Origin of the sequence: Caldinitratiruptor microaerophilus, from assembly GCF_025999835.1 — a bacterium.
GTDB classification, from domain to species: Bacteria; Bacillota; Sulfobacillia; order Symbiobacteriales; family ZC4RG38; genus Caldinitratiruptor; species Caldinitratiruptor microaerophilus.
This window is the reverse complement of sequence record NZ_AP025628.1, coordinates 535,226-549,696: the sequence shown is the minus strand read 5'-3', so window position 1 is coordinate 549,696 and position 14,471 is coordinate 535,226. Positions and strand designations below refer to the sequence as shown.

Genomic DNA, 14,471 nt, shown 5'->3' with positions numbered 1-14,471 from the left:
TCCTGGCGCGGAAGGCGCGCGGTGCCTGGAATGAACAGGCCCCGGCGCTAGGCCGGGGCGAGCGACGCACCGCAGGGGAACGGGCTGCCAGGCTGCAGCGCCGGGTCGAGGTAGTCCCGGGGCAGCGGCGAGATCAGCCGTCGGACCACGAAGCCGTGCCGCCCGGCCTCCACCTCGACGAAGCGGGCGCCGCCCAGCGCCACCACCTGCGTCCGGCCTGTTCCCGCCGCCGGGAGGCCGGCCGGCACGGGTCCGGTCCCTGACGGGAGGTCGAGCCCGGCCAGGACCACGTCGAGCGGCATCACGGTGTGCAGGATGCACATGGCTAGGCGTCCCCCTGGGGAATGTCCGCCGGGTACTCGTCGAAGTCGCCCGCTCCGGGCGGCGGGTCCGGCGGGACCCCGGGTCCGGCCGGCTCCGCCCAGCCGCCTCCCGGCGCCGGTCCGGGTGCAGCTGCCGCACCCGGGATGCCGGTCGGCCCCGCGCCGGCGAGCGGAGGAGGGGCTGCCGCGGGCGGGCGGTCGTGCGGGACTCTGGCGCGGCGCTCGCGGATGAGTTCCTCCAGCTTCGCCATCGCCTCCTTCAGGCCGCCCACCTCGTCGATCAGCCCGTACCGCACCGCGTCCCTCCCCACCACGACGGTGCCGATGTCCCGGGCCAGTTCGCCGGTCCGGAACATGAGCTCCCGCAGCTTCTCCTCGCTGCACCGGGAGTTGGCGACCACGAAGCGGATCACCCGGTCCTGCATCTTGTCCAGGTACTCGTAGGTCTGGGGCACGCCGATGACCAGACCCGTGAGCCGGATCGGGTGGATGGTCATGGTCGCCGTGGAGGCGATGAAGCTGTAGGTGGTCGAGACCGCGATCGGCAGGCCGATGCTGTGCCCGCCCCCCAGCACGACGCTCACGGAAGGCTTGGACATACTGGAGATCATCTCGGCGATCGCCAGGCCCGCCTCCACGTCGCCCCCCACCGTGTTGAGGATGACCAGGAGGCCTTCCACCTGCGGGTTCTGCTCGACCGCCACCAGCTGCGGGATCACGTGCTCGTACTTGGTGGTCTTGTTCTGAGGCGGCAGGGCCAGGTGGCCCTCGATCTGACCGATGACCGTCAGCAGGTGGATGTTCTGCGCCGGCGCCGGCGGCGGAGCGCTGCTTCCCAGGGACTCGATGGCCTCGATCCGCGCCGAGGTCCGCCCGGGCGCAGGCTGTCCGGCAGGCGCCGACGGCGCGCCGTGCCTCCCCGGTTCGCCCGGGTGCGTGACCGGTGGAGGGGGCGGGGCCGGCGTTGGTCCCGGCGGCGGCGAGGGGCTCACCCGCAGCGGGGGTTCGTATCCTTCCATGCGGAACGGACGGTCACGGTCCACCCCTTCACGCTCCTCACGGGGTCCCGGCCTGCTCGCGGAGCCGGCAACCCGACCTCGGCTTAGTATGCGCGGCCTCACGGGGAACCCGCCCTCAGCGGTTCACATAAGCTGCTGACGGGTACCCCGCCAACCGTCACGTGGAGGGAGAACCATGGGCCGAACGCGCCTCGTCATCTATTCCATGCCCGTGCCCCCGCGGCGCGCGCCCGAGCCCCGGAGCGAACCGCCCGCGACGCCTCCGGCCCCGCTGCCGGACAACGCCCGGGCCGGGAAGGCCGGGACCGCGCGCCCGCAGGTCGTGAGCACCCCCCTCGGGTCGACCCACCCCACGCCCCTGCCCACCGCATCGCTGCACGCCCCGGGGCAGCCGAGCATCCCGATCTCGGCCACGATCGCCCAGCCGGCGACCGCCCCGACGCCGCCGTCGCCCGCGGGACCCTCGCCGGCGGCCGCCGAACCGCCCGTCGCGGGAGACATGGTCCCGGAGGGGACGACCGAGACGGAGGACGGGGAGGCCGACGCATCCGAGCCGACGGGGGAATCCGGCATCGGGCCCGGCCCGGAAGCGGAACCTGCCCCGGCGCCGCCGGCCGCGGAGAGCCGGGTCCCGTCACTGCCGCCATTGCCGCCCATGCCTTCTCCGGCGCCGCTGGCCCGGATGAGCCGGCTGCTCGCCACGCTCAACCTGCCACCGGCCGCGCGGGAAGTCCTCCGCGACCTCGGTTCCCTGAACCCGGCGTCGGCGCAGGACTGGGACCGGCTGATGGAACGGACGCTCGAGCTGCTGGCGCAGCGGCTGGCCCCGCCCCCGAAACCCGACCCCGATCCGGCGACGCCCCCCGTTCGCCCCGGGAAGCGGGTCCGGTTGAAGCGGATGCGGGTGCGCCGCGTCCTCGTGTACCGGGTGCCGGAGGACACCCGGGCGTGAGAGGAGGGCCGCGACCGGTGGAGCGCACGACCGACCCTGCCCCCCCTGGGCGCGGCAACGTGACCCAGACGAACGCCCAGACCCTGCACGTCCACGTGCACAACATCCTTCCGCAACCGGCGCACTCGGGGCAGCTCGCCGGGCGTGTCCTCGCCGAGGAGGACGAGAGCGCCCTGGGCGGTTCCGAGGTCGAGGTCTACTTCGGCACGGCAGCCGGCTACCCCGTCACCACCACCCGAACGAACCCGCAGGGCGAATTCGGCGTCGAGGACCTGCCCGCGGGCTTCTACAGCCTCCGGATCCGCACACCCGGCCGCCCCGTGGCGATGGTCTACAACCTGCGCGTGCGTCCGGGCGAGACGGCGCGCCATACCGTCCGGGTTCCCCTGTCCGCCGGCCGGTCCATCCCCGGCGGGCGCACGGCGCGGGAGATCCCCGATCTCCGGATGGACCTCGGGCGCCCCACCGGAGATCGGGGGGCGAACTGACCGGGCGCGCGGTCACGGCCGGCGGCAGAGTGGGCCCGTCCAGGTCACCCGTCCCCGTGCCAGGCGCACCTGGACCGTGGTCCACATAACATGTTGACCGGGAGCATCCGACGGGTCTCCCCACTCCGAGTCAAGGGGGTTTCCCCATGCCGGAACAGATCCGGGTCAGCACCGCCCGTGGATCCGGAGCCGGCCCCGGGAGCGACGGCAACGGCAACGGCAACGGCGACGGCCGGGCCACCACGAAGGGATACCCGCACGAGGTCATCGTGCCCACCAGCGACGACTACGCCGGGGTCGTCCAGGTGAACATCCAGACCCAGGCGGAGTCCGAGTCGCAGGTGATGGCCCAGGCCCAGACCCAGGCCCAGGCGCAGCTCCAGGCCCAGCTCCAGCAGCAGTGGCAGCAGCAGGCGCAGTGGCAGGCGCAGCTGCAGGCCCAGCTGCAGAAGCAGTGGCAGGAACAGTGGCAGGCCCAGTGGCAGTGGCAGGCCCAGTGGCAGGCGCAGCTCCAGGCGCAGTGGCAGGCCCAGCAGCAGTGGCAGTTCCAGTTCATCATCCTGGTCGTGGTCATCGTCGTGGGATGCCTCGGCGGGTCCAACGAGGACGGCGATCGGACGGGCGTGCTGCGCGAGCTCATGGACGTGCTGCGCGAGATGCGTAGCCTGTCCGCCGGCCAGGAGCCGTGAGGCCGGTGCCCGGCGCACGCAGAGGCCCCACCCCGTGGGGGTGGGGCCTCTGCGTCACCGGCACGGCGCCGGCCCGGTGCTGCACCGCTCAGACCTCCATGATGATCGGAAGGATCATCGGCCGGCGGCGGGTCTTCTCGAAGAGGTACTTGCTCAGCACGTCCCGGACCGCGCTCTTGAGGACGGCCCACTCGGGCACGCGCCGGCTGAGCGTCTCGTAGAGCGTCCCCTTCACCCGGTCCCGGGCTTCTTCGAGGAGCCCCTCCGACTCGCGCACGTAGACGAAGCCGCGGCTCACGATGTCCGGTCCGCCGACGATCACCCCGGTCTCGCGGTCGATGGCCACCACGACGATGAGGATCCCGTCCTGACTGAGCTGGCGGCGGTCGCGCAGGACGATGTTGCCCACGTCCCCGACCCCCAGCCCGTCGACCAGGACCTGTCCCGACGCCACCTTGCCGGCGATCGCCGCGGTCTGCGGGGTGAACTCGAACACCGTGCCGTTCTCGCCCAGGAGGATGCTGTCCGCCGGGATGCCGCACGCCTGGGCCAGCCGGGCGTGGTGGACAAGCATGCGGTACTCGCCGTGGATGGGCATGAAGAAGCGGGGCCGCAGGAGGTTGATCATCATCTTCTGCTCCTCCTGGGACCCGTGACCCGAGACGTGCACGCCTGCCTCCCGCCCGTAGATCACCTCGGCTCCGCGGCGGTACAGGTTGTTGATCGTCCGGGCGACGTCCTTCTCGTTGCCCGGGATCGGCGTGGCGGCGAACACCACGGTGTCGCCGGGCATGATCTCGACCGACTTGTGATCGTTCACCGACATCCGGGTGAGCGCGGACATCGGCTCGCCCTGGCTGCCGGTCGTCAGGATCACCTGGTTCTGGGCGGGGAAGCGGCGCAGTTCCTCCACGTCGACCAGGATCCCGTCGGGCACGTGCAGGTACCCGAGCTTCAGGGCGACCTCCACCGTGTTCTCCATGCTGCGGCCCACCACGGCGACCTTCCTGTCCCAGCGGGCGGCCGAGTCGATGGCCTGCTGGATGCGGTGCACGTTCGAGGCGAAGGTGGCCAGGAGGATGCGGCCGCGGGCCAGCCGGAAGATCTCGTCGAGGTTCTTCCCGACCACCCGCTCGGAGGGGGTGTAGCCCGGGCGCTCGGCGTTGGTAGAATCGGCCAGGAGGGCCAGAACGCCCTCCCGCCCCAGTTCGGCCAGGCGCTGGTAGTCGGCGAACTCCCCGTCGACCGGGGTCTGGTCGAACTTGAAGTCACCCGTGTGGACGATGACGCCGGCGCCGGTGCGAATGGCCAGCGCGCAGGAGTCGGGGATGGAGTGGGTCACCCGGATGAACTCGACCGCGAACGGCCCGACCTTCACCGTGTCCCCGGCCTTCACCGCCCGCGATCCGGGCGGGAGCTTGAGCCCTGCTTCCGCGAGCTTCCCCTCCACCAGGCCGAGGGTCAGGCGGGTGGCATAGACCGGCACCTCGAGCTGCCGCACCAGGTAGGGCACCGCCCCGATGTGGTCCTCGTGCCCGTGTGTCAGCACCAGGCCCCGCACCTTGTCCCGGTTCTCCAGCAAGTACGTGAAGTCCGGGATCACGATGTCGATGCCGAGCATCTCCTCTTCCGGGAAGGAGAGCCCGCAGTCGACGACGAGGATGTGGTCGCCTTCCTGGATGGCCATGCAATTCTTTCCTATTTCTCCCAATCCGCCCAGCGGGATCGCCTGCACCCGCTGTCCGCGTTCACGCTGCTGGCGCGCCAAGAACTTGCCTCCTTTGTCCCGTTCCGAGCACGACTCCCCTGGCCCCAGGCCGAACCGGGGGAGGTAGCAGGTAGCACCCCGCAGCCGCGCGACAAAAGCCAGGCCCAGGCCGGAGTGATCCACGGAAGGACGCGCACACGCTCCGCGCCCCGCCTGGCCGGACCAGACCTGCCGGCGCCGGGGTATGTGCCTGCTCGTCCGGGTGCGCCCCTGGCCGAAGCCGTGCGGGAGGTCCTGCGCCCAACCTCCCGGCGGGAGCGCCCCGCCAGTGCCGAACCACGTAACTCGAAGTAATTATAGCATGCGCTGCCAGCGTCCACAAGCGATGTCCCCACGGAACCCGCAACGTCCGGAAAACGGGCGAGGCCGGAAAGGTCCCTCCGCCTTTCCGGCCTCGCCTCCGGGTCCCGGCTCACCAGCCGCCACCGATCGTGAACGGGCCCTGCGGGCGGCTTACCTTGCCCTTGGCCCCGGCGGCTGCGGTGGTGGACAGGGCCACCAGGGTCAGGACGACCAGGAGCGCTGCCCAGATGCGCCGCATCTCTTTCTACCTCCATTCTCCCCCCGTGCTGGAGAACCGGTGGAGTCCCAGGAAGAGATCCACCAGATCGGGATCGAGCTCGCGCCCGGCCATCTCTTCCATGAGGCGCAGCGCCTCTTCGTGCCGGTGGGCGGGCCGGTAGGCGCGGTCCGAGGTGAGGGCGTCGTAGACGTCTGCCACGGCCAGGATCCGGGCCAGGAGCGGGATGGCCTCGCCCCGGAGGCCGGCCGGGTAGCCGCTCCCGTCCCAGTGCTCGTGGTGGTGGCGGATCGCCTCGAGGCCGGCCGGGTCGAGGTCGTACGCCCGGAGCATCTCCGCGCCGATCGCCGGGTGGAGGCGGACCCGTTCCCACTCCTGCTCGGTGAGGGGGCCAGCCTTGCGCAAGATCTCCACGTCGATGGCCACCTTGCCCACGTCGTGGAGCCGGGCGGCGAGGAGCAGGGTGCGCAGGGCGTCGGGCGCCAGCCCGGCCGCCCGGCCCACGACGCCCGCCAGCTGCGCCACCCGCTCGGAGTGGCCGCGCAGGTGGGGGTCGACGCACTCGATGTCGTCGGTGAGGTCCAGAACGGCGGTCAGGAGGCTCAGGGGCTGGACCACGTGGGCGGGGAGGGGCGCCACCAGGGCGCGTCCCCGGAGCGGCAGCACCTCGCCGATCCGGGTCATCACCCGCTGCCAGCCGGCGGAATGGCCGAGCTGCGAGTAGTACGCGGCGCTCCGGTTCAGGTACTTGAGCGCCAGGTTCCGGTCGCCCGACGCCGCGAAGAGGTCGCCGAACAGCTCGGACACCCGCGCGACCTCTGCCTTGTCGACCACCGCGACGTCTTCGAGGAAGTGAGCAAGTGCCCGGGAGCCGCTGGCCAGCGCTTCGGCGTAGTCACCGCGCAGGCGGGCCAGACGGCCGAGCTCAGTGTGCACGTAACCCGTGCGCGCGGTGATGCGCTGGGTGCGCCGGAGCGACGCCCGCAAGTCTCGTTCGGCCAGGCGAAGGGCCCCCAGCTCGAGGTGCGCGATTCCAAGGTTCAGGTAGGCCAGGAGAAGCGCTTCGTCGTCTTGGGGATCGAGGTGGGTCAGAGCGGTCCTCGCCTCGTGCCGCATGCGGATCCAGTCGCCGGTCAGAGCCCGGAAGCTGCTCAGGTTGAGCAGCGCACGGCCGGCCAGGTAGGGTACGCCTGCCCTCTCCGCCGCCGCCAGCGCCTCCTGTCCCTCGGCCTCCACCTCGTCGTCCCGGGCGCACCACACCAGTGCGGCCAGACGATTCACGCGCATCTTCGCCACGTGAAGCGGGTCGGCCCGGGGGTCGTCCGCGTACGGCAGGGCCCGGTCCAGCCAGGCGAGCACCCGCTCGTACTCGTTGCGCTGCAGGGCCACGCTGGCCAGGGCGTTCAGAGGCGGCAGGATCAGGTTCGGGTGGCCGCTGGGCTCGACGATCTCCAGCCATTCCTCGAAGGCGGCGGCGGCCGCGACGTAGAGGCCGCGCGCGAACAGCGCTGCGCCCTGGGACCGTCTCGCCTCCGCCTTCTCGGGCAACCCGGGCATCCCGTCACCCCCACGGCCCCGGCCGCATCCCCCGCTCCTGCGGTCCCGCTGAAACGAGACGCACCTGCCGCCCGCTCCGGGCGGCAGGTGCCCACGTGCACCTGCTCAGAGGCGACCCGGCAACCGGACGACCCTGGCCGGGGGCGAGAACGCCCCCGGCTGTAGGCTCCTGGCTTTGCGCCCCCAGCTTTCGCTGGGTTTGCCCTGAAGCGGGTTAGCCCTGGCAAGTCTTCCAAGTCCGAATCCACTACTGCCATTGAAGAGGCAGTGTGTACTTGCTGCAACAGCGGACGGGCCGTCTGGCGGCACCTACGAGCGCATCGCGGCCGCTGGCATCGTCCTCGCGTCGCCTGCGGCTGTCTATCGCCGCCTCAGCCCTCCTAGCTTCCGGACACCAACACCCCCGCCCCGGCCAGTGCCTCACGCAGCAGCTCCCGCTCCTTCTCCGTGGCCTCGACGAGCGGCAGGCGCAGGCCCCCGACCGGGAAGCCCACCATCTCCAGGGCGGCCTTGACCAGGATCGGGTTCGTGGTGGCGAAGAGCGCCTTGAACACCGGCAGGAGCTCCTGGTGGATCCGGGCGGCCCGGGCCACGTCACCGGCCACGTAGGCGTCGATCATCTCCCGCATCCGGGGTCCCACCACGTGGCTGGCGACGCTCACGACCCCCACGCCCCCCTGGGCCATGATCGGCAAGGTGGCCGCGTCGTCACCGGAGTACACGGCGAATCCCTCCGGCGCTTCCCGCAGCACGGCGCCCGCCTGCTCGGGCACGCACTCCTTCAGGGCGACGATGTTGGGGAAGGCGCGCACGAGGCGCGCCACGGTCGCCGGGAGCAGGTTGACCGAGGTCCGGCTGGGCACGTTGTACAGCATGATCGGCAGCCGGGTCGCCTCGGCGATCGCGCCGAAGTGGCGGAACAGGCCCTCCTGCGGCGGCTTGTTGTAGTAGGGCGTCACGAGCAGGAGGCCGTGGACGCCGGTCCCCTCCGCCTGGCGGGAGAGCTGGACCGACTCCGCCGTGTTGTACGAGCCCGTTCCGGCCAGGACCTTCACCCGGGCGCCCACGGCACGGGCCACGGTCTCGAACAGGCGAAGCTTCTCGTCCCTGGACAGCGTCGGCGACTCGCCCGTGGTACCCGCGACCACGATCGCGTCGCTCCCCTCGTCCGCCAGCCGGCGGGCGAGAAGCGCCGCCCGTTCGTAGTCCACCGAGCCGTCGGCCTGCATGGGGGTCACCATGGCGGTGACCAGCCGGCCAAAGGGGGGCATGCGCGGTTTCCCTCCTCAGGGAGCGTGTGGCGGTGCGGGCCGGAGCGGCAGCCGGGGCAGCGGTCAGTTCCCGCTCCCGAGCCCGAACGCACGGTGCAAGGCCCGCACGGCCCGCTCCAGGTCTTCCTGCTGGATGAGGCACGAGATGGTCACGTGGGAGTCGGCGGTCTGGAGGATCTCTACCCCCGCCCCCGCCAGGGCCTCCGCGATCGTGGCCATGACCCCCGGCCGGCCCCGCATGCCGGCTCCGACCACCGACACCTTCACGAGCCCGGTGCGGACCCGGGGCGCCAGGCCCAGGCCGGTCAGGACCGCCCGTGCCCGGGGGGCCCGCCGCTCGTCGATGCAGAAGACCTTGCGGTCCGGGTACAGGTTGATCAGGTCGATGGAGATCCCGGCATCGGCGAGGTGCCGGAGCATCTCCAGGCCCCGGGGATCCCCGGGCTCCACCTCGACGGCCACCTGCGCCAGCCCCGAGACGTGGGTGACGGCGGTCACTGCCCCCATGGGGCGCAGCGGCGAGACCGCCGTGCCCGCGGCCTCCACGGAGAACGTCACGAGGGTACCCGGGCTGTCGGAGAAGGTCGACCGCACCCGCAGCGGCACGTTGGACTGCATGGCGATCTCCACGGCCCGCGGATGGATCACCTTGGCGCCGTGGTGCGCCATCTGGGCGACCTCGTCGTACGTGGTGACCGGCAGGGTGCGGGCATCGGGCACGAGGCGCGGGTCCGCCGTCTTCACCCCGTCGACGTCGGTGTAGATCTCCACCACCTCGGCCCGCAGGGCTCCACCCAGGGCGGCCGCCGTGGTGTCGGACCCGCCGCGCCCCAGGGTGGTCACCTCGCCGTCCTCCGTGACGCCCTGGAAGCCGCAGACGACCGGCACCTCGCCGCGGCGCAGGTGCTCGAGGAGCCGCTGCGTCCGTACCTGCACGATGGCGGCGTCCCCGTGGTGGCCGTCCGTGACGATGCCCGCCTGGGCGCCGGTGAGCGGCACGGCCGGCACCCCCCGGGCGCGCAGGGTGCCGGACAGCACCACGGCGGCGATGATCTCGCCGCAGGAAAGAAGCAGATCCTGGTCCCGGGGCGGGACCTCGGGGTTCTCCGCCGTGGCCACGGAGAGGAGCGTGTCGGTGGCGTACGGATCGCCGCTGCGCCCCATGGCCGACACGACGACCACGGGGCACAGCCCCTCGCGGCGCGCCTCCTCGACGTGGCTGCACGCACGCTGGCGGCCCTCCCGCGAGGCAACGGAGGTGCCGCCGAACTTCTGCACGATGATGCGCAAGCCGAAGGCCTCCCTACGCGAGGCCCTCCTGCACCAGGAACTCGGCGATCTGCACGGCGTTCAGCGCCGCCCCCTTGCGGAGGTTGTCGCTGACCACCCACATCCACAGGCTCCCGGGTGCCGAGAGGTCTTCCCGGATCCGGCCGACGAACACCTCGTCCCGCCCGGCGGCGGAGAGCGCGTCGGGGTACTCGAGACGCTCCGGGTCGTCGACCACCACCACGCCGGGCTGCCGGCGGAGCGCCTCCCGGGCCTCCTCCACGCTGAGGGGCCGCCCGGTCTCCACCAGCACGGACTCCGAGTGGCCAACGAACACCGGCACGCGGACCGCCGTGGCCGAGATCGGGAGGTCCGGCATCTCGAGGATCTTGCGCGTCTCCCGGGTGAGCTTCATCTCTTCCTTCGTGTAGCCGTTGGCCTCGAACGCGTCGCACCGGGCGAGCACGTTGAAGGCGATGGGCTTCTCGTAGACGCGGCCGGGGCCCACCCCGTCGCCCTGCAGGACCCGGGGGGCCTGCTGCCGCAGTTCCTCCACGGCGTCCTTGCCGGTGCCGGAGACGGACTGGTACGTCGACACCACGACGCGCCTGAGGCCGGCAGCCGCCTTCAGGGGGTGGAGGGCCATGACGAGTTGGATCGTCGAGCAGTTGGGGCTCGCCAGGATCCCCTTGTGGCGCCGGATGGCCTCCGGGTTCACCTCGGGCACGGCCAGCGGCACCTCGGGGTCCATGCGCCAGTAGCTGGACTTGTCGATCACCACGCAGCCCCGCCGGACTGCCTCCGGGGCCAGCTCCCGGCTGGCGTCGTTGGAGGCGGCGAAGAAGGCGATGTCGACCCCCTCGAAGGCCTCCGGGCGGGCTTCCTCGATGGTCAGTTCCTCTCCCATGTACTCGATGGTCTGCCCGGCGCTTCGGGAGGTGGCCAGCACCTTCAGCTGTCGGACGGGAAACCGGCGTTCGGCCAGGATGCGCAGCAGCTCCTGGCCGACGAGCCCGGAGGCGCCGAGGATGGCAACGTTCTTCACGGGTTCGGACTTCCTCCTTCTCTGCACACGTGGCGCCGCCCGGGCCCGGGGTCGGGCTAACCGGCCGGCCCGAGCAGGAGGGGCTGCAGCTGCCTCCCCTCCAGGGCGGCGGCGATCGTGGGCACCAGGAACTCCTCGATCCGGGCGTCCACGGAGGTGGGCTTGGCGTGCGGGTTGTCCTGGCCGAACGGCACGAAGTAGAATCCCTTCGCGGCCAGGAGGAAGCCCAGGTTGCGGGCGTTGATGCCCAGGATGTCGTTCGAGGTGATGGCCAGCACGACAGGACGCTGGTTGCGGAGGGTGGCCTTCACGGCCATGCACACCGGCGTGTCGTTGATGGCGTTCGCCAGCTTGGCCAGCGTGTTGCCCGTGCACGGGCACACGACCGTGCAGTCCACTTCCTTGCGGGGGCCGAAGGGCTCGACCTCCGGAATCGTGGTCAGGGGCCGGCGGCCGGTGATGCGCTCGACCTCGCGCAGCCAGTCCTCGGGCGCACCGAAGCGGGTCTCGGTGGTCTGGACGTTGTGGGAGAAGATCGGGATCACCTCGGCGCCCTCGGCCACCACCTGCTCCATCGCCTTCACGGCGCGGGCGAGGTTGCAGTGCGAGGCCGCCATCGCGAAGCCGATTCGCCTCCCCGCCAGGATGCCCATCGTGATCGCTCCCCCGTGCGGGTGGTCACCCCGCTCCCTGCGGCGGCGAGCCGGCGGGGTCAGGGTGCTCTTCGGCGAGGTCGGCGGTCACGAGGTCGGCGATGATCCGCCCGGCGGTCACCGGCGCCACCCTGCCGGGCAGGCCCGGCGCCAGGAAGGCCCGCAGGCCCAGCTCCTCGGCAGCGGCGAAGTCCGTTCCCCCCGGCGCGGAGGCCAGGTCCACGATCACGGCGTGCCCGGGCATCCGGGCGAGCACGTCCCGGGTCAGCACGCAGGCAGGAACCGTGTTGAACACGAAGTCCGCGTGCTCGGCTGCGTCCGGCAGCGCCCCGAAGTCGACGGCCCGGTGCCCCAGGGCGTGGGCGCGGAGGCGGTCCATCCGGCCCCGGGCCACCACGGTGACCCGGGCGCCGAGGCCCCTCAGCATGTGGGCCAGGGTCATGCCCGTGCGCCCGTAGCCGAGGACCAGCGCCTCGCTGCCCGAGAGGCACAGCGGCGAGGCTTCCATGGCCATCTGGATCGCGCCCTCGGCCGACGGCACGGAGTTCGCCACCGCGAAGTCGTCCCGGTCCCGGTACTCGACCAGGCGCAGGCCCCGCTCCCGGGCGGCCTGCCGCAGGAAATCCGGCGCCACCCCGACCAGGATCACGGCGCCCGGCGCCAGGCGGTCCAGCGCGGCAGGGCGGATGTACAGCGGGCGTGCGGGCGACTCCGTGTAGATGCGGCCGTCCTCCCCCACCGGCTGGACCGGCAGGAGCACGACCTCGCAGCCCCTCAGCGCCTCGTCGGGGCCGCTCGTGCGGGTCGTGCCCGGCGGCGCCGCGTCCCCCGGCAGATGCGTCACCCGCACCCAGGCCCCCCGGGCGGCGAGCTCGGCCGCCGCGGCCGCCATGCGCCGGTCGCCACCCAGCACCGCCACCGACCGTCCGGCCACGCTCATCGCCGACCCTCCTCTGGGTCCGACCTCACCCCCAGTGTATGAGGGGGCGGAGGCCATGCCCCGGACGGACGGGCGGCGCCGGACGTTTACACCATCTCTTCCAGGTCGAAGGCAACCTCGCCAGGGTGCGCCAGCACCCAGCGGCAGGCGAGGAGGACGCCGGGGACGTACGACTCGCGCGAGGTGGCGTCGTGGCGGATGGTGAGGGTCTGGCCGGGGCCCCCGAAGATGACCTCCTGGTGGGCCACCAGCCCGGGGAGACGCACCGAGTGGACCGGGACCGAGGGCCCCTGCAGGTCGCCCCGGGCCGCCTCGAGCCGCTCCCGGGTGCGGATGGCGGTGCCCGACGGGGCGTCGAGCTTCGTGTGGTGGTGCATCTCGATGATCTCCACGTGGGGGAAGAAGCGCCGCGCCTCCGCGGCGAAGCGCATCATCAACATGGCGCCGATGGCGAAGTTCGCCACGAAGGCCCCGCCCACGCCGGCCTCGCGGCAGGCCGCCGCCAGCGCCGCGAGCTCGGCGCGGGACAGGCCGGTGGTGCCGACCACCGGCGCCATCTGTTTTCGGATCGCGGCCGGGAGCGTCTCCCGTGCGGCCTCGGCCGTCGTGAAATCGACCAGGACCTGGGGGGGGTCCCCCGTACAGCGGGCCAGGGCTTCGTCGAGCGACCGGCTCACCGGCACGCCGACGGGCTCGCTCCCCAGCAGCTCGCCGACGTCCCGCCCCGCGCCCGAGCGGGCCACGGCCCCGGCGAGCCGGAAGCCGGGCTCCCGCAGGAGAGCCCGACAGACTTCCCGCCCCACCTTGCCCGTGGCACCCGCCACCACGACCCGAATCGGCTCCAACACTGCGACACCTCGGCTGCGGACCGGTTGGCACTAGAATACGCACAGTCCGGCACGGCTTGTCAACGGCCCGCCGGCGCCGGCGGGTGGGCCTCACTCGTCGGGGTCCTCCGCCGCCAGCCCGAGCTCCCGGGCCCGGGCCAGCGCGGCGTCCTCGGCCGCGTAGTCCGGGGCCGGCCCGCCCCCCGGCGGCGGATGCTCGAGATGCCAGCGCACCGTCTCGGCCAGCGACTCCTCCGGGGGCCGGCCTTCCCGGTAGCCGAGGTGCGCCCGGATGCGCTCGCTCGAGCTGAGCATGTGCTGGGGCCGGTAGGCGAACAGCTGGAGGTGCGGCGGCAGGAGGCGGTCCGGGATGCGGACGAGGCGGATCTCCCGCCCCATGGCGCGGGCGACGGCCCGGGCCCAGGCCGCCAGGGTGAGCGCCCGCGGCTCGCCCACGTTGTACACCTCGCCGGCCGCCCGCGACGATGCGGCCGCCAGGGCCACCGCCCGCGCCACGTCGGCCACGTGGGCCCGGGTCCACAGCCAGGCCGCCCCGCCGCCGACGGGCAGGATCGTCCGGCCGTCGAGGAGCCGCCGGATGACGAGCCACTCCCGGCCATGGTGGTCGCCGGGGCCGTACACGGGCGGCAGGCGGAGCACCGTCGCCGGAAAGCCCGGCTGGCCGCGCACCGCCTGCTCCGTCAGGAGCGGCTCGTAACCGTCCTCGCCGAGCCCCGGCCGGCTCCGCAGGGGCGAGTCCTCGGTCAGGGGCACCGGGTCGGGGTTGCCGCGCCCCGTCCACGCCACCTGCCAGGCCCGGTAGACGGCCTGGCTGGAGATGTGCACCGACGCCCGGATGCGGTCCCGGAAGAGCGCGACCACCGGGGCCGAGTCCGGGCCTCGCGGCGCCGCGTCGACCACCGCGTCCGGCCTGAGCGCCAGGAGGCGATCCCGCAGGTCTCCCAGCCGGGTGCGGTCGCCCCGCACGTACTCCACGCCCGGGATGGGCTCCCACGGCGTCACCCCCCGGTGCAGGACGGCGACGCGGTGGCCCCGCCGGACGAGTTCCGCCACCACGGCCCGGCCGATGAACCCGGTCCCGCCCAGGACGAGACAGCGCACGGGCACACCCCCCGCTCCCCATTGGATG

At 72.7% G+C, this 14,471-nt stretch carries 14 protein-coding genes, 1 pseudogene and 1 riboswitch; of the genes and pseudogenes, 3 read left to right on the top strand and 12 right to left on the bottom strand.

Translation table 11 applies throughout. The features are described from left to right. Positions 1-47: 47 nt before the first annotated feature. Positions 48-323, bottom strand: coding sequence for a YlzJ-like family protein (locus caldi_RS02630; protein WP_264843563.1), 276 nt, complete (start codon positions 321-323; stop codon positions 48-50). Between the two features lie 209 nt (positions 324-532). Further along, a pseudogene (locus caldi_RS02625) lies at positions 533-1,342 on the bottom strand (ClpP family protease); the annotation flags it as partial. A 175-nt stretch (positions 1,343-1,517) separates the two neighbouring features. Between caldi_RS02625 and caldi_RS02620 the strand changes: the two are divergent. The 3 genes from caldi_RS02620 (at position 1,518) to caldi_RS02610 (ending at position 3,471) form a co-directional block, all read left to right on the top strand. Then, positions 1,518-2,294, top strand: a complete 777-nt coding sequence (locus caldi_RS02620; protein ID WP_264843562.1) for a hypothetical protein — start codon at positions 1,518-1,520, stop codon at positions 2,292-2,294. A gap of 17 nt (positions 2,295-2,311) precedes the next feature. Continuing rightward, positions 2,312-2,782 (top strand): carboxypeptidase-like regulatory domain-containing protein, encoded by a 471-nt coding sequence (locus tag caldi_RS02615; protein WP_264843561.1) that lies wholly within the window; start codon positions 2,312-2,314, stop codon positions 2,780-2,782. A gap of 146 nt (positions 2,783-2,928) precedes the next feature. Further along, a complete protein-coding gene (locus caldi_RS02610) occupies positions 2,929-3,471 on the top strand; it encodes a hypothetical protein (protein ID WP_264843560.1) in 543 nt (180 codons plus the stop codon). An 88-nt stretch (positions 3,472-3,559) separates the two neighbouring features. Here the strand turns inward: caldi_RS02610 and caldi_RS02605 are convergent, their stop codons facing one another. The 10 genes from caldi_RS02605 to caldi_RS02560 all read right to left on the bottom strand — a co-directional run bounded on the left by caldi_RS02605 (position 3,560) and on the right by caldi_RS02560 (position 14,443). Next, positions 3,560-5,239 carry a ribonuclease J gene (locus tag caldi_RS02605; protein ID WP_319951791.1) on the bottom strand — a complete coding sequence of 560 codons (1,680 nt, stop codon included), beginning with the start codon at positions 5,237-5,239 and terminating at the stop codon, positions 3,560-3,562. 412 nt (positions 5,240-5,651) lie between these two features. After that, complete coding sequence (locus caldi_RS02600; RefSeq protein WP_264843559.1) at positions 5,652-5,780, bottom strand: hypothetical protein; 129 nt, start codon at positions 5,778-5,780, stop codon at positions 5,652-5,654. A 6-nt stretch (positions 5,781-5,786) separates the two neighbouring features. Continuing rightward, complete coding sequence (locus tag caldi_RS02595; RefSeq protein WP_264843558.1) at positions 5,787-7,316, bottom strand: HD-GYP domain-containing protein; 1,530 nt, start codon at positions 7,314-7,316, stop codon at positions 5,787-5,789. A gap of 115 nt (positions 7,317-7,431) precedes the next feature. Then, a riboswitch (cyclic di-GMP riboswitch) is annotated at positions 7,432-7,530 on the bottom strand. Positions 7,531-7,696: 166 nt separating this feature from the next. Beyond that, positions 7,697-8,587 (bottom strand): 4-hydroxy-tetrahydrodipicolinate synthase, encoded by an 891-nt coding sequence (gene dapA, locus caldi_RS02590; protein WP_264843557.1) that lies wholly within the window; start codon positions 8,585-8,587, stop codon positions 7,697-7,699. A 63-nt stretch (positions 8,588-8,650) separates the two neighbouring features. Beyond that, on the bottom strand, positions 8,651-9,877 hold the full coding sequence (dapG, locus tag caldi_RS02585; RefSeq protein WP_264843556.1) for an aspartate kinase: 1,227 nt from the start codon (positions 9,875-9,877) through the stop codon (positions 8,651-8,653). A gap of 13 nt (positions 9,878-9,890) precedes the next feature. Further along, complete coding sequence (locus caldi_RS02580) at positions 9,891-10,901, bottom strand: aspartate-semialdehyde dehydrogenase (RefSeq protein WP_264843555.1); 1,011 nt, start codon at positions 10,899-10,901, stop codon at positions 9,891-9,893. Positions 10,902-10,957: 56 nt separating this feature from the next. Then, the gene (gene dpaB, locus caldi_RS02575; protein ID WP_264843554.1) at positions 10,958-11,554 is read right to left on the bottom strand and encodes a dipicolinate synthase subunit B; all 597 of its coding nucleotides are present in this window, start codon (positions 11,552-11,554) and stop codon (positions 10,958-10,960) included. Positions 11,555-11,579: 25 nt separating this feature from the next. Continuing rightward, complete coding sequence (gene dpsA, locus caldi_RS02570) at positions 11,580-12,494, bottom strand: dipicolinate synthase subunit DpsA (protein WP_264843553.1); 915 nt, start codon at positions 12,492-12,494, stop codon at positions 11,580-11,582. A gap of 86 nt (positions 12,495-12,580) precedes the next feature. Continuing rightward, positions 12,581-13,339: a 4-hydroxy-tetrahydrodipicolinate reductase gene (gene dapB / locus caldi_RS02565; protein WP_264843552.1), complete on the bottom strand. Its 759-nt coding sequence runs from the start codon at positions 13,337-13,339 to the stop codon at positions 12,581-12,583. Between the two features lie 93 nt (positions 13,340-13,432). Beyond that, positions 13,433-14,443 carry an NAD-dependent epimerase/dehydratase family protein gene (locus tag caldi_RS02560; RefSeq protein ID WP_264843551.1) on the bottom strand — a complete coding sequence of 337 codons (1,011 nt, stop codon included), beginning with the start codon at positions 14,441-14,443 and terminating at the stop codon, positions 13,433-13,435. Positions 14,444-14,471: the final 28 nt, after the last annotated feature.

Excerpts from the sequence above, each read along its gene's own strand:
- caldi_RS02630 (WP_264843563.1), bottom strand. The coding sequence starts at position 323 with ATGTGCATCCTGCACACCGTGATGCCGCTCGACGTGGTCCTGGCCGGG.
- caldi_RS02620 (WP_264843562.1), top strand. The coding sequence starts at position 1,518 with ATGGGCCGAACGCGCCTCGTCATCTATTCCATGCCCGTGCCCCCGCGG.
- caldi_RS02610 (WP_264843560.1), top strand. The coding sequence starts at position 2,929 with ATGCCGGAACAGATCCGGGTCAGCACCGCCCGTGGATCCGGAGCCGGC.
- caldi_RS02600 (WP_264843559.1), bottom strand. The coding sequence starts at position 5,780 with ATGCGGCGCATCTGGGCAGCGCTCCTGGTCGTCCTGACCCTGGTGGCC.
- caldi_RS02595 (WP_264843558.1), bottom strand. The coding sequence starts at position 7,316 with ATGCCCGGGTTGCCCGAGAAGGCGGAGGCGAGACGGTCCCAGGGCGCA.
- dapA (WP_264843557.1), bottom strand. The coding sequence starts at position 8,587 with ATGCCCCCCTTTGGCCGGCTGGTCACCGCCATGGTGACCCCCATGCAG.
- dpaB (WP_264843554.1), bottom strand. The coding sequence starts at position 11,554 with ATGGGCATCCTGGCGGGGAGGCGAATCGGCTTCGCGATGGCGGCCTCG.
- dpsA (WP_264843553.1), bottom strand. The coding sequence starts at position 12,494 with ATGAGCGTGGCCGGACGGTCGGTGGCGGTGCTGGGTGGCGACCGGCGC.